Origin of the sequence: Streptomyces sp. NPDC096205, assembly GCF_044763135.1 — a bacterium.
GTDB lineage: Bacteria > Actinomycetota > Actinomycetes > Streptomycetales > Streptomycetaceae > Streptomyces.
In genome coordinates this window covers 81,807-102,851 of the sequence record NZ_JBIWFS010000015.1, presented here as the reverse complement: position 1 = coordinate 102,851, position 21,045 = coordinate 81,807, and the positions used below count along the sequence as shown (strand labels likewise).

Annotated in this window: 19 protein-coding genes; 13 read left to right on the top strand and 6 right to left on the bottom strand. The window is 73.9% G+C overall.

Annotated elements, in window-relative coordinates:
* Positions 1-237: 237 nt before the first annotated feature.
* A complete protein-coding gene (locus ACIQ6Y_RS39070) occupies positions 238-2,841 on the bottom strand; it encodes a SpoIIE family protein phosphatase (protein WP_404047604.1) in 2,604 nt (867 codons plus the stop codon).
* A gap of 412 nt (positions 2,842-3,253) precedes the next feature.
* Entirely contained in the window at positions 3,254-4,108 is an 855-nt protein-coding gene (locus tag ACIQ6Y_RS39065) for a fructosamine kinase family protein (protein WP_404047601.1), read from the bottom strand.
* Between the two features lie 172 nt (positions 4,109-4,280).
* On the opposite strand from ACIQ6Y_RS39065, the gene ACIQ6Y_RS39060 reads away from it, so the two are divergent.
* Entirely contained in the window at positions 4,281-4,853 is a 573-nt protein-coding gene (locus tag ACIQ6Y_RS39060; protein ID WP_404047598.1) for a hypothetical protein, read from the top strand.
* Positions 4,854-4,988: 135 nt separating this feature from the next.
* Positions 4,989-6,368: an FAD-binding oxidoreductase gene (locus tag ACIQ6Y_RS39055; protein ID WP_404047595.1), complete on the top strand. Its 1,380-nt coding sequence runs from the start codon at positions 4,989-4,991 to the stop codon at positions 6,366-6,368.
* 50 nt (positions 6,369-6,418) lie between these two features.
* Here the strand turns inward: ACIQ6Y_RS39055 and ACIQ6Y_RS39050 are convergent, their stop codons facing one another.
* Positions 6,419-6,805 (bottom strand): DUF4440 domain-containing protein, encoded by a 387-nt coding sequence (locus ACIQ6Y_RS39050; protein WP_404047592.1) that lies wholly within the window; start codon positions 6,803-6,805, stop codon positions 6,419-6,421.
* Positions 6,806-6,977: 172 nt separating this feature from the next.
* On the opposite strand from ACIQ6Y_RS39050, the gene ACIQ6Y_RS39045 reads away from it, so the two are divergent.
* Positions 6,978-8,267 (top strand): phytase, encoded by a 1,290-nt coding sequence (locus ACIQ6Y_RS39045; protein WP_404047589.1) that lies wholly within the window; start codon positions 6,978-6,980, stop codon positions 8,265-8,267.
* Between the two features lie 16 nt (positions 8,268-8,283).
* Here ACIQ6Y_RS39045 and ACIQ6Y_RS39040 read toward each other — a convergent pair whose 3' ends face one another.
* The gene (locus ACIQ6Y_RS39040) at positions 8,284-9,360 is read right to left on the bottom strand and encodes a DUF6745 domain-containing protein (protein ID WP_404047586.1); all 1,077 of its coding nucleotides are present in this window, start codon (positions 9,358-9,360) and stop codon (positions 8,284-8,286) included.
* Between the two features lie 75 nt (positions 9,361-9,435).
* On the bottom strand, positions 9,436-9,762 hold the full coding sequence (locus ACIQ6Y_RS39035; protein ID WP_404047583.1) for a hypothetical protein: 327 nt from the start codon (positions 9,760-9,762) through the stop codon (positions 9,436-9,438).
* A 171-nt stretch (positions 9,763-9,933) separates the two neighbouring features.
* On the opposite strand from ACIQ6Y_RS39035, the gene ACIQ6Y_RS39030 reads away from it, so the two are divergent.
* From ACIQ6Y_RS39030 to ACIQ6Y_RS39005, 6 genes are read left to right on the top strand one after another with little or no spacing between them, the layout of a single operon-like run.
* Positions 9,934-10,893, top strand: coding sequence for an STM4015 family protein (locus ACIQ6Y_RS39030; RefSeq protein ID WP_404047580.1), 960 nt, complete (start codon positions 9,934-9,936; stop codon positions 10,891-10,893).
* A gap of 7 nt (positions 10,894-10,900) precedes the next feature.
* Entirely contained in the window at positions 10,901-11,851 is a 951-nt protein-coding gene (locus tag ACIQ6Y_RS39025) for an STM4015 family protein (protein WP_404047577.1), read from the top strand.
* A complete protein-coding gene (locus ACIQ6Y_RS39020; RefSeq protein WP_404047574.1) occupies positions 11,832-13,121 on the top strand; it encodes an STM4014 family protein in 1,290 nt (429 codons plus the stop codon). The genes ACIQ6Y_RS39025 and ACIQ6Y_RS39020 overlap by 20 nt, the downstream gene beginning before the upstream one ends.
* A 31-nt stretch (positions 13,122-13,152) precedes the next feature.
* A complete protein-coding gene (locus ACIQ6Y_RS39015) occupies positions 13,153-13,965 on the top strand; it encodes an STM4013/SEN3800 family hydrolase (RefSeq protein ID WP_404047738.1) in 813 nt (270 codons plus the stop codon).
* The gene (locus tag ACIQ6Y_RS39010; RefSeq protein WP_404047571.1) at positions 13,962-15,290 is read left to right on the top strand and encodes an STM4012 family radical SAM protein; all 1,329 of its coding nucleotides are present in this window, start codon (positions 13,962-13,964) and stop codon (positions 15,288-15,290) included. The genes ACIQ6Y_RS39015 and ACIQ6Y_RS39010 overlap by 4 nt, the downstream gene beginning before the upstream one ends.
* Before the next feature lie 10 nt (positions 15,291-15,300).
* On the top strand, positions 15,301-16,161 hold the full coding sequence (locus tag ACIQ6Y_RS39005; RefSeq protein ID WP_404047568.1) for an STM4011 family radical SAM protein: 861 nt from the start codon (positions 15,301-15,303) through the stop codon (positions 16,159-16,161).
* On the opposite strand, the gene ACIQ6Y_RS39000 is transcribed toward ACIQ6Y_RS39005, so the two are convergent.
* Positions 16,143-16,787 carry a response regulator gene (locus tag ACIQ6Y_RS39000; RefSeq protein WP_404047735.1) on the bottom strand — a complete coding sequence of 215 codons (645 nt, stop codon included), beginning with the start codon at positions 16,785-16,787 and terminating at the stop codon, positions 16,143-16,145. The two genes, ACIQ6Y_RS39005 and ACIQ6Y_RS39000, sit on opposite strands and share 19 nt — an antisense overlap.
* Positions 16,788-17,069: 282 nt before the next feature.
* Between ACIQ6Y_RS39000 and ACIQ6Y_RS38995 the strand changes: the two genes are divergently transcribed.
* The 4 genes from ACIQ6Y_RS38995 to ACIQ6Y_RS38980 all read left to right on the top strand — a co-directional run bounded on the left by ACIQ6Y_RS38995 (position 17,070) and on the right by ACIQ6Y_RS38980 (position 20,931).
* Positions 17,070-18,053, top strand: a complete 984-nt coding sequence (locus ACIQ6Y_RS38995; protein WP_404047732.1) for a Bug family tripartite tricarboxylate transporter substrate binding protein — start codon at positions 17,070-17,072, stop codon at positions 18,051-18,053.
* Positions 18,050-18,589: a tripartite tricarboxylate transporter TctB family protein gene (locus ACIQ6Y_RS38990; RefSeq protein WP_404047565.1), complete on the top strand. Its 540-nt coding sequence runs from the start codon at positions 18,050-18,052 to the stop codon at positions 18,587-18,589. Before ACIQ6Y_RS38995 ends, ACIQ6Y_RS38990 begins: the two co-directional genes overlap by 4 nt.
* 1 nt (position 18,590) lies before the next feature.
* On the top strand, positions 18,591-20,081 hold the full coding sequence (locus tag ACIQ6Y_RS38985) for a tripartite tricarboxylate transporter permease (RefSeq protein ID WP_404047563.1): 1,491 nt from the start codon (positions 18,591-18,593) through the stop codon (positions 20,079-20,081).
* Between the two features lie 76 nt (positions 20,082-20,157).
* Positions 20,158-20,931 (top strand): SGNH/GDSL hydrolase family protein, encoded by a 774-nt coding sequence (locus ACIQ6Y_RS38980; RefSeq protein ID WP_404047560.1) that lies wholly within the window; start codon positions 20,158-20,160, stop codon positions 20,929-20,931.
* Positions 20,932-21,045 lie beyond the last annotated feature (114 nt).

Genomic DNA, 21,045 nt, shown 5'->3' with positions numbered 1-21,045 from the left:
TGATCGGGACGAGCCGTGTCCGGGCGCAACGGGGTGGGGGTTGCGGGGACACGCGGGGCGGGTGCGGGTTCGCCTGTGCCGTGGGCCGGCTCCGGGCTCTTGCCGGGTTCTGGGTTCTGGGTGGCTGGTGTGCGGGTGCCGGGGTTCGCGGGCGCGCCGGGCTCTTGACGGGTGCCGGGTGCCGAGTGCCGAGTGCCGGGTGTGCGGGCGTGCCGGGGTTCGCGGGCGTGTGGCGCCTCAGCCGTGGTCTCCCGCCCCGCCCCGGCGTGCCGCGAGCAGGAGGGCGATGTCGTCGGGGCGGTCGGCGGTGTGGCGCATGGTGGCGGTGAGGCGGTCGGCCACGGAGAGCAGGGAGCGTCCGTCGGGAGTGCCCGCCCTGGCCAGGGCCACCCGCAGTGCGCCGATGCCGTCGTCGATGTCCACGCCCTGCCGCTCCACCAGCCCGTCGGTGTACAGCGCGAGGATCGCGCCGGGCTCCATCCGCACCTCCGTCACCGGGTAGCGGGCGTGGGTGACGACCCCGAGCACGACCCCGACAGGGGTCTCGACCACCTGCGTACGGCCGTCCGGGTGGCGCAGCAGCGGCGGCGGATGCCCGGCCCGTGCGATGCGGGCCACGCCGGTGGCCGGGTCGAGCCAGACGTAGCAGCAACTGGCGAACTGGCCCGGGTCGAGGTCGATCAGCAGCCGGTTGGTGCCGCTCAGCACCTGCTCGGGCGGCCGGTCGTCCAGCGCGAACGCCCGCACCGCGCTGCGCAACTGCCCCATCGTCGCCGCAGCCTGCACCCCGTGCCCCTGCACATCGCCGATCACCAGCGCCACGCCGTCCCCGGCCTCCACGACGTCGTACCAGTCCCCGCCCACGTCCATGCCCTCGGTCCCCGGCAGATAACGCCCCGCCGTCTCCAGCCGCGGATGCACCGGCAGCCGGCGCGGCAGCAGGGCGCGTTGCAGGCCACGGGCGAGCGCGGCCTCGGAGTCGTAGCGCTGGGCCTTCTCCATGGCGTGCGCGATCAGCCCCGCGAGTGCCGTCAGCACGGTGCGCTCCTCCTGCGCGAAGCTGTGGGGCCGGTCGAAGCCGAGGATGCAGGAGCCGACCGGGCGGCCCGACGCGATCAGCGGCAGAAAGGCGCGGGCACCCTCGGGAGCGTCCAGCGCGATACCCGGATAGGCGGCCGCGAGCTGCTGCATCGAGTCGAAGAACAGCGGCTGACCGGTGGTCAGCGTCTCCACGCCGGGCAGCCGGGTGTCCAGGCTCACCCCGTCGAAGGGCGCGAGGAAGCCCTCCGGGAAGCCGGTCTCCCACGCCAGGTACAGATGCCGGTCCTGAAGCAGGTAGATCGCCAGCCGCCGCCCGCCGAACGCGGGCAGCAGCTCCTGCATCACCACGGCGGAGACCTGGCGCGCGGTGACGGCCTCGGTGAGGGCGATGGCGAGGGTGATGGGCCGGTAGAACGACGCCGAGCGCAGGGCGTCCGTCGGGGAGCGCAGCACATCGGCGGGGTGGGGGAGCGGGGAGGTCGCCGGTGCCTCTGTGCCGGGGGCCGCGGGGGCCTCCGTGCCGGGGGCCGCGGGGGGCCGGTGTGGCTCCGTGTCGGGGAGCGGGCCGGGTGCGTGGGTCGGCGGAGGGGAGGCGTCGGGCGGGGGCGCGGGCGCGTCGGCCATGCGGTTGGCCGGTACGACCGTGCAGGTCAGGATGTCGGGTCCGGGACGCACGGACAGGGCGAGCCAGTCGCCCTCGTAGGGATGCGGGCCGGGAGGCCGGCGGACGTGGAAGTGCACGGCCTCCGATGCGAGCAGCGCCGCCCGCAGATGGTCCTCGCACACCGGCTGCTGCAACCACGGCACCGCCTCCCACAGCGGCCGCCCCACGAGCCGCTCCCGGGCCACGCCCAGCAGATGCGCGGCGCGCGGATTGGCGTACACCGCGATGCCGAGGCGGTCCAGGCAGAACACCCCCTGCGGCAGCAGCTCGGCCGCGGTGTCGGCCACCGGGTCCGCCTCCAGCACCACCCCGGCCACGAGACGCGCGCCGGAGGCGGGCCGCAGGTCCACCAGACGCAGCGCGCCGTACGTGATCCGCACCGGCAGCGGGCGAAGGGGCGTGCGCCCGCGGGCCGTCTCCCGCAGCAGCGTCATCAGCCGCAGCGCGTCCCCCCGGTCCATGCCCCGGGCCAGCGCCCCGGCCGGGCCGGGCAGATCGCCGGGCGCCAGGTCCAGCAGCCTGCGCGCGCCGTCGTCCGCGGTGACCAGATCGGCCGCCGGGTCCCAGGTGAACCGGCCCACGCGGGCCGTGCCCAGCCGCGCGGACGGGGGCCGCAGACACAGCGGCTCGTCCTCCCACACGGCCCGGGTGCCGGTCTTCTCCAGACCGTCCAGCCGCAGGGCGAGCCCGCCAGCGAGGGTGAGCAGCCGGTCCCGTTCGGGCAGCAGCTCGGTGACGTCGGCGCTGGACGGCCGCAGCACCGTCAGCACACCGGTCCGGGCCCCTCCGGTCGTCATGGGCACGGTGATCGAGCCGAGCGGGAACGGCAGCGCGGCGGCGAACTGGGGGTAGCGGCGCATCGTCTCCGTGGCGTTCGGCAGGACCACCTGCACGCCGGAGCGGAACGCGTCCGCGACCGGGAACTGGCGCTCCACATGCACCCGCCACCACGGCCGGAACAGCGGACCGGGCACGCCCGCCAGCACCGCGAGCCGCAGCACACTGGGCACGTCCGAAGGCAGATAGACGCCCGCGACCGTGCCGCGGACCGCACTGATGGCCTCGGCCGCGACCTCGGTGAGCAGCACGGCCAGCCGGCCCGGCATCCCGCTCCCGCTCTCGGCGCTCCCAGTCATCGGCCCTTACCTCGTCGGTGCCCTGCCGCGCAGGCGACACAGCCAGAATGCGCCTGTCCGACGCGGGCGCGCACCTCCGGGGTGAGCTGCCGTCTCGGCGACGAGCGGTTCGACATCGCGCGCGGGGCCGAGCGCGGGCGCGACGCGGCATCTGCGCGGCCCGCGCTCCAGGTGGCCGGTGGGCGTGCCGGTCGGCGGCACGGACCTACGTGTTGGCTGGTGGCGCGGACATATGTGCCGGCCGGCGGCGCGGACTCACGTGCGGCTGGTGGCGCGGACTCACACGGCGGTGGATGTGCCGGCCGGCGGCGCGGACTCACGCGGCGGTGGATGCGCCGGCGGGCGACACGGCCCCACGTGGCGGTGAATGTGCCGGCCGGCGGCACGGACCCACGTGCCGGTGGGCGTTCCCCTAGTGGCGCACGGCCGCCCGGGCCGTCTCGACGGCCTGTTCGGCGTAGCCGCGGCCGAACAGGACGGCGTGCACGAGCAGCGGGAAGAGCTGGTGCACGCCGACGCGTGCGGCCCAGCCGTCGGCGAGCGGCGCGGCCTGCTGGTACGCCTCCAGTACGTCGTCCAGGTACGGGCAGCCGAACAGGCGCAGCATCGCCAGGTCCGTCTCGCGGTGCCCGCCGTGCGCGGCCGGGTCGATGAGCCAGGCGTCCCCGTCGGCGCCCCACAGGACGTTTCCGTTCCACAGGTCACCGTGCAGCCGGGCGGGCGGCTCCGGAGGCCCGGCGAGCGCGGGCAGCTGCTCGCACACCGCCTCGACCACCCGGGCCTCCGCCGGGCGGACCGTACCGTCGTCGACCGCCCGGCGCAGATACGGCAGCACCCGCTGCTCGGCGTACCAGCGCGGCCAGTCAGTGTCCGGGCTGTTGCGCATCGGCGCGGCACCGATGAACGCGTCCCGCGGGCCTCCGGGCGGCGGCGCCCCGAACGCGGGCGCGCCCGCCGCGTGCAGCGCGGCGAGACCGCGGCCGAGCCGGGCGGCCGTCTCCCGGTCGGCGGGGCCGGTGCGCACGCGCTCGGTGACCAGCCAGGTCCCGTCCTCGCCATGGACACGCGGCACCCTGAGGGCACCCGCCTCGGCCAGCCAGCGCAGCCCGGCCGCCTCCGCCCGTACGGCGTCCGGACCGTCGCCCCGCTTCACCATGACCACCGGCCCGCCCCGGAGCGCGACCTCAGCGAGCGTCCCCGACAGCGGCCGCACCTCGGCGACGGACCGCCCCGTCAGCCGCGCGGCGGCGTCTCCCGGCCCGCTCATCCGCCGGTCCCCGCGCACGCGCGGAAGGGACCCTGCTCACGGCCGCTACGACGACACATGCGCCCAGAGTACGGCGCGCCGCCCCGGCCGGCCCGAGCCAACCCACCGCCGCCGGTCGCCCTTTGGCAGGATGTCGCCTGCACCGCGCCCCGCTGTGTAAGGAGCCCGCTCCGTGCGAAGACCGCTGCTCTACCTCGACGTCGACGGCCCCCTCAACCCGTACGCTGCCAAGCCCGAACGCCGCCCCCAGGGCTATACGACCCACCGCCTGGCCCCCGAGGGATGGCTCGCCCGGCATCCCGTCGAGGACCGCGCCCGGCTGCGCCCGCTGCGGGTGTGGCTCAATCCCGAACACGGCGCGTGTTTAAGGGAGTTGAGCGACGTGTACGACCTGGTGTGGGCCACCACCTGGGGCCGCGACGCCAACACGCTGATCGCCCCGGTCCTCGGGCTGCCCGACCTGCCGGTCGTCGACTGGCCCGGCATGTTCGACGCGGGCCCCGAGGGCACGTTCTGGAAGACCCGCCATGTCCTCGCGCACGCCGCGGGCCGCCCGTTCGCCTGGGTGGACGACGAACTCGGCGACGCCGACCGCGCCTTCGTGGCGGCCCGGCATCCCGGCAGCGCCCTCCTGCACCGCGTCGACGCCCGACACGGCCTGCGCCCCACCGACTTCGCCGCGCTGAAGGCCTTCGCCCACGCGCTCACCGGCTCCGCCGAACCCGGTCCCGACGTACCGCTGTGAGCGGGTCCGGTGTCCAGTTCCCAAAGTCTTGGCCGAATCCTTCCGCGCAGGTCCCGCCCGCTGACCGGAGCCCTACTCTGCCGCTACCAGACGCTGCGGGCGTGACCGGCGGCGCAGACTCTCAGAGGGGTGGCCATGACTGCTGTGAGCGCGACCGCGCAACTCGCCGAACGTCTGCGACGGACGACGGACCCGGGCCGGGTCACGACGGCCGGCCCCGAGTACGAGGCGTCCCGCACCGTGTGGAACGGCGCGGTCGAGAGCCGTCCGGCCGTCGTCCTGCGGTGCGCCGACGCCGGCGACGTCCAGGCGGGTGTCACGGCGGCGCGTGAGCTCGGCGTGCCGCTGTCGGTGCGCGGCGGCGGCCACGGTTGGACGGGCGGCGCGATCCTCGACGGCGGGCTGCTGCTCGACCTGAGCGGCATGCGGCAGGTCACCCTCGATCAGGACGCCGGCGTGGCGGACGTCCAGGGCGGCGCCCGGGCCATGGACGTGGCGCAGGCCGCCGAAGCCGCCGGCCGGATCGCCGTCACCGGCACCTCCGGCAGCGTCGGGATCGTCGGCTTCACCCTCGCCGGCGGATACGGACCGCTCGGCGGCCGGTACGGCCTCGGCATCGACAACGTGGTGGCCGTCGACCTCGTCCTCGCCGACGGAACCGCCGTCACGGCCGACGCCGAGCACGAGCCCGAGCTGCTGTGGGCCCTGCGCGGAGGCGGCGGCAACTTCGGCGTCGTCACCTCCATACGCGTGCGGGTGCACCCGCTGCCCGGTGGAGCCGCCGACCCGACCGTGGTGGCCGGCACGATCCTCTACCCGTGGGACCAGGCGAGCTCCGTGCTGAAGGCGCTCGGCGAACAACTGCCGACGCATCCCGACGAACTGACCGTCACCTGCGGGCTCTTCACCGGCCCGGCCGGCAGCCCGCTGATCTACGTCGCCCCCACCTGGTGCGGTGACGCCGACACCGGCCGCGCGGCCGTCGAGCCCCTCACCCGCCTCGGCGACCCGGTGATGGCGCAGGTGGGGCCCACCCGGATGACCGAGACCCTGGCCGCCACGGACACCATGGCCCCCGCGGGCCGCCACGTCGAGGTCCGCCCGCGCACGGTGCCCGGCCTCACCGACGGCGTCATCGACGCCCTAGTCGCCGGCGGCGACGCGCTGACCTCCCCGATGTCCGCCGTCTACACCCACCGCCTGCACGGCGCCGCCGCCCGCGTGCCCGTCTCCGACATGGCCTTCGCCATGCGCACCCCGCACATGCTCGTCGAGAGCGTCGCGGCCTGGGCACCGGCAGAGCCCGCCGCCCGGCACCGCGACTGGGCCCGCGCCCTGTCGGACTCGCTGTCCGCCGAAGCGCTGCCCGGCGGATACGTCAACATGCTCGCCGCCGACGAGCACGACCAGATCGCCCACGCCTACGGCCCCAACCGCGACCGCCTGCTGGCCGCGAAGCGCGCCTACGACCCCGACGGCGTCTTCCACGCGAGCCCGCTGCCCGTGGTCTCCTAGGGCTTGCCTGGCCTGCCCTCCGGCTCATGCCAGCGTCGCCGGGCCTGGCACTACGCGACGTCCGCCGGCACCGGCGTGGCCTGGTGGTAGTACATGCGCCAGCCCGCGCCACCCTCTCCCCGGCGCCAGAGCGAACTGCGCCGCGCACGCTGCCCGTCCCGGACCGTCTCGTACGTCAGATGCACCAGGCCGGGAGCCAGCAGCACCCCGTCGATGTCCGAGGGCTCGTACCGCGGCCCCTGCGCCGCGCTGCCCGCCATGCCGGGCAGCGCGGCGAGCATCTCCTCGTACGTCCAGCGCCGCCCCGACGCGCCGACCTCCACGAACTGCGGGTCCAGCAGCCGTGCGGCGTCCTCGGGCGATGTCCGCACGGTGGGGTCCATCAGCCGCAGCTCCGCCGCGATCGCCTCGGCGATGTGATCTTCGTCGTCAGTCATGGAGGATCTTCACCACGTCCATCGCTCCTTCCGCAATCGCATTGTCCGGCCCACCGGACACACCCTCAGCGTTACCCTGCCGTTCACAGCCCCGTCGAAGAACCGTCCCCACCCGTCAGCCGCTCCCGGACAAGGTCGAGCCGTCCGAGAACATGCCTGGAAAGGACCGACTGTGACGACGCGTCAGACGCTGCGGGTTGCCACCTACCTGCTGGGAGTGGTGGTGGCCGCGGCCACCACCGTGCCGGCCGAGGCCGCCTCCCTGCCCCTCGTGCACCCGCGCGCCGAGACCTCCGCCCTCTACGACGACGAGGCCGGCGGCAACGCCAACGCCGACGACCCGGCCATCTGGCGCAACGCCGCCGCCCCGGGCCGCAGCCTGGTCATCGCCACCGCCAAGGAGGGCGGCCTGCGCGTCTACGACCTCGACGCGCACGAGGTCCAGTCGATCCCGGCCCCGGCCGGCCCCGGCGAGGACGACGCCCCCGGCCGTTTCAACAACGTCGACCTGGTGCAGGGCATGCGCCTGTCCGGCGGCCGCGCCGACCTGGCCGTCGTCAGCGACCGCGGCAACGACCGGCTGCGGATCTACCGCATCGACCGCGACCGCCCCGGCGGCCCCCTCACCGACGTCACCGACCCGGCCGCACGCCCCGTCTTCTCCGCCGACCAGGCCGAGATCAACGACCAGCGCACCGCCTACGGCCTGGCCACCTGGACCGACAAGGCCACCGGCAGGTCCTACGCCCTGGTCAGCCGCCGCAACGAGACCCGGCTCGCCCTCCTGGAGCTCACCGCCGGCCCTGGCGGCACCGTCGGCTACCGCACGGTCCGCACCCTGGACCTGCCCTCCTCCTTCCGCCTGCCCGACGGCACCTCCTGGTCCCCCTGCGGCGAGCCCGACGAGCGCCCGCAGGTCGAGGGCATGGTCGTCGACCCCGCCGACGGCACCCTGTACGCCGGACAGGAGGACGTCGGCATCTGGCGCCTGCGCGCCGACCTGACCAGCCGCCCCGAACTCGTCGACAAGGTCCGCGAGTACGGCGTCCCCGGCACCTATGACGAGGAGACGGAGGAGTGCACGCCCGGCGCCGACCCCGGCTACGGCGGCGAGCGCCTCACCGCCGACGTCGAGGGCCTGACCCTCCTGACCGAGTCGGACGGCGACGGCTATCTGCTCGCCTCCAGCCAGGGCGACAACACCTTCGCCGCCTACGACCGCGAGACCGACGAGGACAACGAGTACGAGGCGGGCTTCCGCGTCGGCGCCGCGTCGGCCACCCTCGACGGCTCCGAGGTCTGCGACGGCGCCGCCGTCCTCAACGCCCCGCTCGGCAGCCGCTACCCCGAGGGCCTGCTCGTCGTCCAGGACGGCCAGGAGACCCCGGCCGACGGCGACCGGGAGAGCACCGGCTTCAAGTTCGTAGACCTCGGCGACGTCATGGACGTCATCGACGGCTGACCCGCGGGGGAGTCGCTCAGGTCTCCCGCAGCGGTGCGTAAGCGTTCTCGTCGAGGCCGAACGTCCAGGCGACGCCCTGTCTCGCCGTCATCGTCGTCGGCGGCACGCGCAGCCAGTACGTGCGGTGCGTGCCGTCCGGCTCCGGCGTGGAGTTGACGACCTCCACCATCACCACCGGCTCGTCGCCGACCAGCGTGATCCGCCACAGGGTGCCCGTCTCGTCCTGGTGGACCGGGCGGGCACCGGAGTCCTCCAGGTAGCGCTCGTAGCCGTAGTGCTCCAGCATCACGCGGCGCAGCTCGGCGTTCTCCTCGTCGCGGATCCGCTCGGGCGTCAGCGTGCTCAGCTCGTCCAGGAAGGCCGCCGGCACCGGCATGCCCCGCCAGGCGTACAGGGCGAACCCGTCCGGGAAGGCGAGCGCCGGGCCGTCCCCGCGGTCGAGGCGGCCCGCCTCGTCCCGGTGCAGGGCGACGGGCCGTTCGCACACCACCGCCACCTTCGCGAACGGCCACCACCAGCCGGCGCTGCGGCACACCCGCGCGAGCCCGTCCAGCGGGGCCCGGTCGGTGGGCAACGCGGCGAGCCACGGCGCGTCGTGCTGCCCCAGCACCGCGTCCAGCAGGATCAGCCGCGTCTCCGTCTCGAGCCGGCGGTCGTCACCGGCCAGTTCCTCCAGCACACCCCGGCGGACGCGGTCCACCAGCGCCTGCGTGACGTTCCACAGCCGCTCACCCGTCGCCGACCAGTGGGCCGACCAGCCCGTCGGCCCCAACTCCACGAGCATCCGGGCGCGTTCGCGGGCCCAGGGACCCGTCCGCACCGCCTCCCGGACACTCGGCCCCGCGTCCGTGAGCCCGCGCACCACCTCGACGCCCTCGCGAGGCGAGGCGGCCCACACGATCCGCTCCGGCTCGGCGAGCCCCGCCCGCCGATAGGCCAGCCGGACGCCCGCCTCGGCCTCGGCGCGATCGGCCGGAACCGCCGCAGCGGCCCACTGCCGCCACGGTCGTACCGCATCAGCATCCGCATTCACGTCCGGTGCGCCGGCCCCGGCCCCGTCCGTCGCGACCGTGTCCCTCGTCCCTGCCCTCATCGTCCTCGCCCCCGTCGTCATCTCCCGCACCTCCGCGAGCCGTTCCCCTCAACCCCCGTCGTCTCCGGGGCAACCTCAGTCCGCCACGATGCGCACCGACCCCGGTACGTACTCCCGCTGCCGGACCACCCGGAACCAGCCCTTGGGCAGCACGATCGCCGCATGCTCCTCGTGCACCACCCGTCCGCCCTCCGGCAGATGCAGCAACATCGGCCCGAACGGGCCTGGCTCCCTGATCAGTTCACCCGGCCCGACGACCGCATGGGCATGCCCGGTCACCTCGCCCAGGGCCAGCACCAGCCGCCCCCGCCCGTCCCGCGGCTCCCGCGGCGCCCGTTCCACATGCGATGGCACCGCCTCCTTTGCCACGGGCACGATCAGCACGTCTCCCTGCCGGTACACGGCTCACCCCTCCCCGCCGGTGCACGGCGCACCGGCCACGAGATCGACAGTACGAGCCACCACTGACAACGGCCCCCGGCGAGCGGCCCCGCGACCGTCGATGTCAGTGCCGGTTGATACAACTGCTGGCATCTCACGGATCGCGGAACCCACACGTCAGGAGCAGCGCGCATGACCATCGGCGACCACTTGCAGGAGCTGTACGGCCTGCCCGCGTTCACGTTCCCCGGACCGGGAGAGAAGGAGACGGTCCTGCCCGCTGCAGACGCCGTCGCCTGGCGGGTCACGAGCGATGTGTACGACGCCGACGAGGAGTGGGAGGCGGCCTTCGCCCGGTTCTGCTCCGAGATCGACACCACCCGGGTCCGCGCCCTGATCGTCGGCGCCTGGTCGGAGGCGTACGACACGGACTCCTCCGGCGTGGTCGCCGCGCTGCTGGCCGCCTGTGACCGGCTGCCCGCCCTGCGGGCGCTGTTCCTCGGCGACATGGTCATGGAGGAGTGCGAGATCTCCTGGATCAACCAGAGTGACGTCACCGACCTGCTGACCGGCTTTCCGGAGCTGGAGGAGTTCGGGGTGCGCGGCGGTTCCGGGCTAGGTCTGAGCGCCGTACACCACGAGCGGCTGCGCAGGCTCACCGCGGAGACCGGCGGTCTGCCCGTCGGATTCGTGCGCGGCGTCGGCGCGAGCGACCTGCCCGCGCTGGAGCACCTGGACCTGTGGCTCGGCACCTCCGAGTACGGGGCCGACACCGAGGTGTCCGACCTGGAGCCGCTGCTGTCCGGCACCCGCCTGCCGAGGCTGCGCCATCTCGCCCTGCGCAACAGCGAGATCCAGGACGAGATCGCCGCGGCCGTCGCCTCCGCACCCGTGGTCGCCCGCCTCGAGACACTCGACCTGTCCATGGGCGTGCTGACCGACGACGGCGCCGCCGCACTGCTCGGCGGCCAGCCGCTCACCCACCTCAAGTCGCTGGACCTGCACCACAATTACCTCAGCGAGCCCGTCCGGCAGCGCCTGCGCGAGACCCTCGAACCCGCGGGCGTGACCCTGGACCTCGACCCGGACGACGCCGACCAGGACGAGGACGAGGACGGCACGGTCTGGCGCTTCGTCTCGGTGGGGGAGTGAGGACGCCGTGCCGAGCTACTACCCGTCGCATCTCCAGGACTTCCACGACCTGCCGGTCCACACCTTCCCCGCCGACGAGGAGCACGACGCCCGGGCGTTGCCCGACGCCGCCTCCGTCGCCTGGCGGCTGAGCACCGAGTGCGAGTACGCCTTCGAGCCGATCTGGGGCCGCTTCCTGGACCAGGTGCGCGCCGAGGACGTCACCGCTCTCGTCATCGGGCCCTGGTGGGAGGACTGGGACGCGTCCAGCGTCGACCCGGTGCTGGAACTGATCGCGTCCGACGCCCGCCGCCTGCCCAACCTGCGCGGCGTGTTCGTGGCCGACGTGGAGTCCGAGGAGACCGAGCTGTCCTGGATCGTCCAGGGCGAGGTCACCCGGCTGCTGCGCGCCTGGCCCGGCCTGCGCGAACTCGGCGTACGCGGCGGCGAGCACCTGGCGATCGAGCCCCTGCGCCACGAGGGCCTGCGCGACCTGTGGGTCGAGTCCGGGGGACTGCCCGCCGCACCCGTACGGGCGCTCGGCGCCTGCGAGTTCCCCGCGCTGGAGCGGCTCGAACTGTGGCTCGGCACCTCCTGGTACGGCGGTGAATGCACCCCCGAGGACATCGACCCGCTGCTGGCCATGCTCGGCCGCTGCCCCGAACTGCGCCATCTCGGCCTGCAGAACAGTGACATCCAGGACGAGATAGCCCTCGCGCTGTCCTCCGCCCCGGTGGTCGCGGGGCTGGAGTCCCTGAACCTGAGCATGGGCACGCTCGGCGACGACGGCGGTGCCGCGCTGCTGGCCGGGCAGCCGCTCACCCACCTGCGCTCGCTCGACCTCGACCACCACTACATGAGCGAGGAGCTCACCGACCGTCTGCGCGCGGCCCTGGAACCGCACGGCGTACGCCTCGCCCTGGCCGCGGTCGACGCCCGGTACGACTCGGAGAACCGTTATGTCGCCGTCGGCGAGTGACGTCCCCGCGCGCCTCGCCGTCGTCGGCAACCCCGAGAACCGTCGCGTCACCCTGTTCGCCGACGCGGTCCGGGCGGCGGGGCTGCCCGCGCCCCGGGTCGTGCCCTGGGCGCAGGTGCTGCACGACGGCGGTGCCGACTTCGGTCCGGACGAGACCGTACGGCTCGACTCGCCCGGCGAGAACCCGGACGTGGACCGGCTGCTGCGCGGCACCGACGACCCCACCCGGGTCGAGGGGTCGGCCCGCTGGTACACGGCCTTCACCGCGGCCGTGCGTGGCCTGCGCGGCGGCGTCCGGCTCGACGACCCGGACGAACTGGCCGTGCTGTTCGACAAGCGCCGCTGTCACGGCGTGCTGCAGGCGGCCGGCGTCCCGGTGCCGTTCTCGCCCACGTCCGGCCCGGCGGGCGCACCGGTGCGCGGCTGGGACGACGTACGGGCCCTGATGCGTGAGCACCGTATGCCGCGGCTGTTCGTGAAGCTCGCGCATGGCTCGTCCGCATCCGGCGTCCTGGCCGTCGAGTCGGCCGCAGGCGGCCGGATCAGAGCCACCACCTCCGTCGAACTCGCCCCGGGTTGCGCCCTCTTCAACTCCCTGAAGGTGCGCCGCTACGACAGCGAGCGGGACATCGCGGCGATCGTCGACGCACTCGCCCCCGACGGACTGCACCTGGAGCGCTGGCTGCCCAAGGCCTCCCAGCGGGGCCGCGCCGCCGACCTCAGGGTCGTGGTGATCGACGGCCGCGCCACCCACGCGGTGGTGCGCACCAGCGCCTCGCCCATGACGAACCTCCACCTCGGCGGCAGCCGAGGCGACCTCGACCTCGCCCGGCAGGCCGTCGAGGCGGCGGGCGCCCGCTGGGCCGACCTGCTGGAGGTGTGCGAGCGGGCCGCGGCCTGCTTCCCGCGCACCCTGTGCGTGGGCGTCGACCTGCTGCCCGCCGTCGGCTGGCGCCGGGTCGCGGTCGGCGAGGTCAACGCCTTCGGTGACCTGCTGCCCCGTCTCACCGGCCTGCCCGGCAGCGGTGCGGAGGGCCTCGACACCTATGCCGCGCAGGTGGCCGCCCTCGCCCGCCCGGGCGGCCTCGCGAACGACTGCGCCCCACACCATCCGCACGACCGGGCACCGCACGACCCACATGACTGCGCTCCGCACGACCCGCACGACCGCGCTCCGCACGACCGCGCTCCGCACCCCCCGCACGGCCTCGCGCCCGGCCGCGCACCGCACCACCCGCACAGAACGGAACACGCCCATGCCGGCGCCTGACAGCACGCCTGAGGCCGAGAACGCGCTCGACATGAACGCGATCGTCGGCAGTCACGACCTGCTCCTGGTCACCCTCGACACCCTGCGCCACGACGTCGCCGTCGAACTCGCCGCGGCGGGCCGCATCCCGAACCTGGCCCGGCATCTGCCGGGCGGCCGCTGGGAGAAGCGGCACGCCCCCGGCAGCTTCACCTACGCCTCGCACCAGGCGATGTTCGCCGGCTTCCTGCCGACCCCAGCCGCCCCCGGCCGGCACCCGCGCCTGTTCGCGGCGAGCTTCGCGGGCAGCGAGACCACGGCTGAGCGGACGTACGTCTACGACACTCCCGACTTCGTCTCCGCCCTCGCCCAGGACGGCTACCGCACGGTGTGCATCGGCGGTGTCGGCTTCTTCAACAAGCAGGGCCCGCTCGGCTCGGTGCTGCCCGGACTGTTCCAGGAGTCCCACTGGGAGCCGGAGTTCGGGGTCGCCTCGCCCACCTCCTTCGAGGCCCAGGTCGCCCGCGCGGAGGAGGTCGTACGCCGACTGCCCCGTGAACAGCGGCTGTTTCTGTTCGTCAACGTGGCCGCGCTGCACCAGCCCAACTGGTTCCACCTGCCCGGCGCCACCCGCGAGGCGGGCGACTCCCGCGAGACGCACGCCGCCGCGCTGGAGTACGTCGACCGGCACATCGGCCGCCTGTTCACGGCCGTGAGCAGCAGACGCCCCGCCTTCGCCATCGTCTGCTCCGACCACGGCACCGCCTACGGCGACGACGGCTACACCGGCCACCGCATCGGTCACGAGTCCGTGTGGACGGTGCCGTACGCCCACTTCTTCCTGGAAGCGGAGGCCGCCCGATGAATGCTCCCGTCGGCCCCTACCAGAGCTACGTCTACGCCTACCCGCACAAGACCGCGTACCGGAAGCTGCCCGACCGCCCCTTGCTGCGCATGGAGTGGGAGGCGGAGCCGAAGGACGCCCTCTCCCTCTACCTCCACATCCCGTTCTGCGAGGTCCGCTGCGGCTTCTGCAACCTCTTCACCCGCATCGGTGCCCCCGACGGCCTCGCCGGCGCCTACCTCGACGCCCTCGACCGGCAGGCGACGGCCGTACGCGAGGCGCTGGGCGGCACGGAGCCCGTGCGGTTCGCGACCGCGGCCTTCGGCGGCGGCACCCCCACCTTCCTCACCGCCGCCGAGCTGGAGCGGCTGTGCGACATCGCCGAGCAGCGCATGGGAGCCGACCTCAGGGCCGTACCCCTGTCCGTGGAGGCGTCGCCCGCCACCGCCACCGCCGACCGGCTCGCCGTCCTCGCCGAGCGCGGCACCACCCGGCTCAGCCTGGGCGTGCAGAGCTTCGACGACACCGAGGCCCGGTCCGCCGTACGGCCCCAGCGCCGCGCCGACGTCGAGGCCGCGCTGGGCCGCGTCCGCGACAGCCGCATCCCCGTCCTGAACATCGACCTGATCTACGGCATCGACGGCCAGACCGAGGACAGCTGGCTGAAGTCCCTGGATGCGGCCCTCACCTGGCGACCCGAGGAGCTGTACCTCTACCCGCTGTACATCCGCCCCCTGACCGGCCTCGGACGCCGCGCGGGCGAGCACGATCCGGCCTGGGACGCACAGCGCCTGCGGCTGTACCGCCTCGGCCGCGACCACCTCCTCGCCCAGGGCTACACCCAGCAGTCCATGCGCATGTTCCGCCGCGCCGACGCCCCGCCCCAGGGCGCCGACGACTACGCCTGCCAGACCGACGGCATGATCGGCCTGGGCTGCGGCGCCCGCTCTTACACGGCGGGACTGCACTACTCCTTCGACTACGCGGTCGGCATGCACGAGATACGCGGCATCATCGACGACTACGTCGCCCGCCCGGCCGCCGACTTCGCGCACGCGGAGTACGGCCGCCGGATGGACGCGGACGAGTCCCGGCGCCGGCACCTGCTCCAGTCGCTGCTCCAGGCCGAGGGATTCCGGATCGCCGACTACCGCGAGCGGTTCGGCCGTACGCCCCGGGACGACTTCGGCACCGAACTGGAGCGGTTCGCCGACCGCGGCTGGCTGGTGGACAGCCCTGACGTACTGCGGCTGACCCCCGAGGGTCTTGCCCACTCCGACGCGATCGGACCCGAGCTGTTCTCCCCGGACGTCCGCGCGGCGATGGCCGCCTACGAGCGGAAGTGAGCGGCCCGCGATGGACCTGACCCTCCTCTACCGGGGCCCGCTGGCCTCCTGCGACTACGACTGCCCGTACTGCCCGTTCGCCAAGCGGCGCGACAGCCCGGAGCAGTTGCGCACCGACCGGGCCTGCCTGGAAAGGTTCGCCGACTGGGCGGCCGGGCAGACCGATGACCGGCTGTCGGTGCTGTTCACGCCCTGGGGCGAGGGCCTGGTCCGCTCCTGGTACCGGCGCGCCCTCACCGAGCTGTCCCACCTCCCGCACATCCGCCGGGTGGCGATCCAGACCAACCTCAGCTGCCGCACCGACTGGCTCACCGGCACCGACCGCGACACCCTCGCCCTGTGGTGCACCTACCACCCGGGCCAGACACGGTACGACCGCTTCCTGGGCAAGTGCCGCGAACTCGCGCGGCAGGGCGTCCGCTTCAGCGTCGGCATCGTCGGCCTGCCCGAGCACCTGGAGCACGCCCGCCGGCTGCGCGCCGACCTGCCCGAGCACGTGTATCTGTGGGTCAACGCCGCCGAAGGACACCTGTACGACGACGTGGAGGCCGGGAGGTGGACCGACCTGGACCCCCTCTTCCCGTACAGCCGCCGCCCGCACACCAGCGCGGGCCTGCCCTGCCGTACGGGCGAGTCGGTGATCTCCGTCGACGGCGACGGCACGGTCCGCCGCTGCCACTTCGTGCGCGCCGAACTGGGCAACCTCTACGACGGCTCGTACCGCGAGGCGCTGCGCCCGCGCCCCTGCCCGCTGGCGGTCTGCGACTGCCACATCGGGTACGTCCATCTGGAGACGCTGCCGCTGTACGACGTGTTCGCGGGCGGCGTCCTCGAGCGCATACCCGCCGGCGCTCAGCTCCGCCAGCTGTAGCGGCGCTCCGGCCGCCCCGCAGCGCCGTAGCGCAGGGACACCTCGGCGCTGCCGGTGCTGTGGAAGTACTCCAGGTAACGGCGGGCGCTGACCCGGGAGACGCCGGTGAGCCCCGCGCACTCGGTGGCGGACAGGGTGCCGTCGGCCCCGCGCAGGGCGCGCTCCACCAGGCCGGCGGTCTCGACGCTCATCCCCTTGGGCAGGGCAGCGGCCGGCCCCGGTCCCGCCGACGCCCCGGCCAGGACGCGGTCCACGTCGGCCTGGCTGCGCACCACGGCCGTCAGCAGGCGCCCGCGCTGGGCGGCGTACCGTTCCAGGCGTGTCCGCAGGTCCTCGAACGCGAACGGCTTGAGGAGGTAGTCGACGACGCCGTGCCGCACCGCGCCGCGCACCGCCTCGGCCTCGCGCGCGGCGCTGACGACCATGACGTCGCAGTCGTGCCCGGCGGTGCGCAGCCGCGGGATGACGTCGAGCCCGAACCCGTCCGGCAGATACAGGTCGAGCAGCACCAGGTCCGGGCGCAGCGCGTCGACCGCGGCCACGGCCTCCTCACCGCTGCCCGCCGAACCCACGACGCGGAACGGCCCGACGCGCTCCACATAGGCGCGGTGCACCCGCGCCACCATGAAGTCGTCGTCGACCACGAGGACGTCGATGTCCTGCTGCTGCACTGTCGTCCCTCCCACCGGCACGACATCGGGCACCTCCGCTGCCGGACCGCCCCATCATGGCGCCGACCTGCGGGGAAGGAAAGGGAGGTGCCGCAACCGCGGGTGACCGCAATGACCACAACCTCCGTTGCCGACGCAAGGCAGACACCCGCCCGGTGCGGGGGCACCATGTGGGCCACATCACGCCCCCCACGGGATCCCCCCTTTCCGTAAAGACATCGACAGGTGGTGGCACTCGTGCGCCTGCGCACCCCCCTGGCCCTGCTCGGGGCCGCCCTGCTCGTCCTGCTGGGACCACCGCTGCTGACCACCGGCAGCGGTGCCGAGTCGGGCACCCGCATCCCGGGCCTGCGCTTCATGGTCCCCAACACGCCCGGCGGCGGCTACGACATCACGGCCCGTACGGCGGCCAAGAACGCCGAGGACGCCGGGCTCACCCCCGGCATCGAGGTGTTCAACCTGCCCGGCGCGGGCGGCACCGTGGGCCTGGCCCGGCTGGTGAGCGAGCACGGCAACGGCAAGCTCGCGATGTCGATGGGCCTCGGCGTGGTAGGCGCCGTCCGCTCCAACCATGCGCCCAAGACCCTCGCCGACACCACGCCCATCGCCCGGCTCACCGAGGAGCAGGACGTCGTGGTGGTCGCCAAGGACTCCCCGTACCGCACCATCGGCGACCTCGTCGACGCCTGGAGGGCGAACCCCGGCAAGCTCCCCGTCGGCGGCGGCTCCTCCCCGGGCGGCCCCGACCATCTCGCGCCGATGCTGATGGCCCAGGCGGCCGGGATCTCCCCGAAGCAGGTCAACTACATCCCCTTCGACGGCGGCGGCGAGCTGCTCGCCTCGATCCTCGGCAACAAGGTCGCCTTCGGCGTCTCCGGCGTGGGCGAGTACCTCGACCAGATCCGCGCCGGCGAGCTCCGCCTCCTCGCGGTGACCGGCCCCGAGCGCGTCCCCGGGCTGGACGCGCCGACGCTGAAGGAGTCCGGCTACGACGTGACGTTCACCAACTGGCGCGGCATCGTCGCCCCGCCCGGCCTGTCCGACGCCGAGCGCGACAAGCTCACCCGCCTGATCGAGGAGCTGCACGCCTCGCCGCAGTGGCGGCAGTCCCTGAAGCAGAACGGCTGGGACGACGCCTTCCTGAGCGGCGAGAGGTTCGGCGCGTTCCTGGACGCCCAGGACAAGCGCGTGGTCTCGGTACTGAAGGAGCTGGGACTGTGACGACACAGACCACCGACACACCTCAGGCCACGTCCCGCGAACGGGGCTCCTGGTGGCGCGAGCACTCCGAACTCGGCGTCTGCGCCATGCTGCTGGCGCTCGGCGTCCTGGTCCTGACCGACGCGCTGACCATGGACGTGGACATCGCCCAGCGCGGTCCGGTCGGCCCGAAGACCGTGCCGGTCGTCGTCGGCGCGGGCCTGCTCGTGATCGCCGCGCTGCTCGCGCTCGACGTGCTGCGCGGTGGCCGCGGCCGGGCGGAGGGCGGCGAGGACATCGACCTGTCCGAGCCCGCCGACGGGCGCACGGTCCTGCTGCTGGCCGGGGTGTTCCTCGGCGCGGCCGTGCTGATCGAGCCGCTCGGCTTCCCGGCCGCGGGCGCGCTGCTGTTCTGGGGCGCGGCGTACGCCCTCGGCAGCCGCCGGACCGACCGGGACCCGCTGATCGCGGCCGTGCTGTCCCTGGTCACCTACGCCGTCTTCGACAAGCTGCTCGGAGTGCCGCTGCCCGGCGGCCCGCTGATGGGAGTGCTGTGACATGAACGCCCTGAACTCCCTCCTCGACGGCTTCGGCACGGCGCTCACCCCCCTGAATCTGCTCTGGGCCGCGATCGGCGTGCTCCTCGGCACCGCGATCGGTGTCCTGCCCGGCATCGGGCCCGCGATGGCGGTGGCACTGCTGCTGCCGGTGACGTACGGACTCGACCCGATCGGCGCGTTCATCATGTTCGCCGGCATCTACTACGGCGCCATGTTCGGCGGCTCGACGACCTCCATCCTGCTCAACACGCCCGGCGAGAGCGCCGCCGTGGTCGCGGCGATGGAGGGCAACCCGATGGCGAAGTCGGGGCGGGGTGCGCAGGCCCTTGCCGCGGCGGCCATCGGCCACTTCGCGGGTGGCATGGTCGGCACGCTGCTGCTGGTCGCGCTCGCACCGACGGTCGCCGACCTCGCGGTCGACATCGGCGCGCCCGACTACTTCGCCCTGATGGTCCTGGCGTTCATCGCCGTGACCTCCGTCCTCGGCTCCTCCCGCATCCGCGGCCTCGCCTCCCTGTTCATCGGCCTCACCCTCGGCCTGGTCGGCCTGGACCAGATGACCGGCCAGCAGCGCCTGACCTTCGGCTCGCTGCAACTGGCCGACGGCATCGACGTGGTGATCGTCGCGGTGGGCCTGTTCGCCATCGGCGAGGCGCTGTGGGTGGCGGCCCACCTCCGGCGCCGCCCGGCCGAGCCGATCCCGGTGGGGCGGCCGTGGCTCGGCCGCGAGGACGTGCGGCGCACCTGGAAGTCCTGGCTGCGCGGTCCGTTCATCGGCTTCCCGTTCGGTGCGATCCCGGCGGGCGGTGCGGAGATCCCCACCTTCCTGTCGTACGTGACCGAGAAGCGCCTGTCGAAGCACAAGGACGAGTGGGGCAAGGGCGCCATCGAGGGCGTGGCCGGACCGGAGTCGGCCGCCTCCGCCTCCGCGGCGGGCACCCTGGTGTCGATGCTGACCCTGGGCCTGCCGACCACGGCGGTCGCCGCGGTCATGCTGGCCGCCTTCCAGCAGTACGGCATCCAGCCCGGCCCCCTGCTCTTCGAGCGCGAACCCGAGCTGGTCTGGGGCCTGATCGCCTCCCTCTTCGTCGGCATGGTGCTGCTGCTCGCGCTCAACCTCCCGCTGGCCCCGCTGTGGGCGAAGCTGCTGCGCATCCCGCGGCCGTACCTCTACGCGGGCATCCTCTTCTTCGCGGCGGTCGGCGCCTACGCCGTCGGCGGCGACGTTGTGGACCTGGTGATCCTCCTGGTCATCGGCCTGATCGGCTTCGGCATGCGCCGCTACGGCCTGCCCGTCCTGCCCGCCGTCCTCGGCGTCATCCTCGGCCCGAACGCCGAGCAACAACTGCGCCGGGCACTCCAGATCAGCGACGGGAGTGTCAGCGGGCTGGTGAACACGCCGTTCGCGGTCACGGTGTACGGGGTGATCGCGGTGGTGCTGGTGTGGCCGCTGGGGAAGAGGGCCGTCGTCGCTGCTCGTGGTAACTGATTCGATTACTAAATTTTATGAGTAACATGGGTGCTCGCTCGCGGTGAGCGGAGTGAGGACGCGGAAGGCGGCACCCATGATCTGCACGCGGTACGTCGCCCTCGGGGACAGTCAGACCGAGGGCGTGGGCGACGGCGACGACGTCACGGGGCTGCGCGGCTGGGCCGACCGCCTCGCCGAACGGCTCGACCGGAACAGCCCCGGGCTCCTCTACGCCAACCTGGCCGTCCGGGGCCGTCTGGCCGGCCAGGTCCGCGCCGAGCAGCTCGCCCCTGCCCTGGCCCTGCGTCCGGACCTGGCCACCGTCGTCGCCGGGGTCAACGACCTGCTGCGGCCCCGCTTCGACGCGGACGAGGTCGCCGGGCACCTGGAGGCGATGTTCGCCGCGCTGACCTCCCAGGGCGCCCGGGTCGCCACGCTGACCTTCCCGGACCCGGCGCGGATCAGCCCCCTCGCCCGAAGGCTCGGCCCGCGGGTGACGGCGCTCAACGACCGGGTGCGCGAGGCCGCCCGGCGCCATGGCGTCATCGTCGCCGACACCGCCGAGCAGCCCGTCGTCGCCGACCCTCGTCTGTGGAGCCCCGACCGGCTGCACGCGAGCCCGCTGGGCCACGACCGCATCGCCGCCGCCATGGCGCACGCCCTGGAGCTGCCCGGCAGCGACGCCCGCTGGGCCGACCCGCTGCCGCCTACGGGACCGGTTCGCGCCAGGTGGCAGACGGTCGGCACCGAGCTGCGCTGGACGGCCTCCTTCTTCGGCCCCTGGCTGGGCCGACGGCTGCGGGGCCGCTCCTCGGGGGACGGACGCGCGGCGAAACGGCCTGCGCTGCTGCCCGTGACGCCGGTCTGAACGCCGTATACCTGCCCGGGCCTCCCAGGCGTCCCAGGCGTCCCAGGCGTCCGGTACGGGCTGACGGCCCCGTGGCACAGGAACCAGAACCGCAGCCGCGGCTCCAGCGCTTGC

Bases quoted from the DNA above. Each gene is read 5' to 3' on its own strand.
- ACIQ6Y_RS39070 (WP_404047604.1), bottom strand. From the start codon at position 2,841: ATGACTGGGAGCGCCGAGAGCGGGAGCGGGATGCCGGGCCGGCTGGCC.
- ACIQ6Y_RS39065 (WP_404047601.1), bottom strand. From the start codon at position 4,108: ATGAGCGGGCCGGGAGACGCCGCCGCGCGGCTGACGGGGCGGTCCGTC.
- ACIQ6Y_RS39055 (WP_404047595.1), top strand. From the start codon at position 4,989: ATGACTGCTGTGAGCGCGACCGCGCAACTCGCCGAACGTCTGCGACGG.
- ACIQ6Y_RS39050 (WP_404047592.1), bottom strand. From the start codon at position 6,805: ATGACTGACGACGAAGATCACATCGCCGAGGCGATCGCGGCGGAGCTG.
- ACIQ6Y_RS39040 (WP_404047586.1), bottom strand. From the start codon at position 9,360: ATGAGGGCAGGGACGAGGGACACGGTCGCGACGGACGGGGCCGGGGCC.
- ACIQ6Y_RS39030 (WP_404047580.1), top strand. From the start codon at position 9,934: ATGACCATCGGCGACCACTTGCAGGAGCTGTACGGCCTGCCCGCGTTC.
- ACIQ6Y_RS39020 (WP_404047574.1), top strand. From the start codon at position 11,832: ATGTCGCCGTCGGCGAGTGACGTCCCCGCGCGCCTCGCCGTCGTCGGC.
- ACIQ6Y_RS39015 (WP_404047738.1), top strand. From the start codon at position 13,153: ATGAACGCGATCGTCGGCAGTCACGACCTGCTCCTGGTCACCCTCGAC.
- ACIQ6Y_RS39010 (WP_404047571.1), top strand. From the start codon at position 13,962: ATGAATGCTCCCGTCGGCCCCTACCAGAGCTACGTCTACGCCTACCCG.
- ACIQ6Y_RS39005 (WP_404047568.1), top strand. From the start codon at position 15,301: ATGGACCTGACCCTCCTCTACCGGGGCCCGCTGGCCTCCTGCGACTAC.
- ACIQ6Y_RS39000 (WP_404047735.1), bottom strand. From the start codon at position 16,787: ATGGTGGCGCGGGTGCACCGCGCCTATGTGGAGCGCGTCGGGCCGTTC.
- ACIQ6Y_RS38985 (WP_404047563.1), top strand. From the start codon at position 18,591: ATGAACGCCCTGAACTCCCTCCTCGACGGCTTCGGCACGGCGCTCACC.
- ACIQ6Y_RS38980 (WP_404047560.1), top strand. From the start codon at position 20,158: ATGATCTGCACGCGGTACGTCGCCCTCGGGGACAGTCAGACCGAGGGC.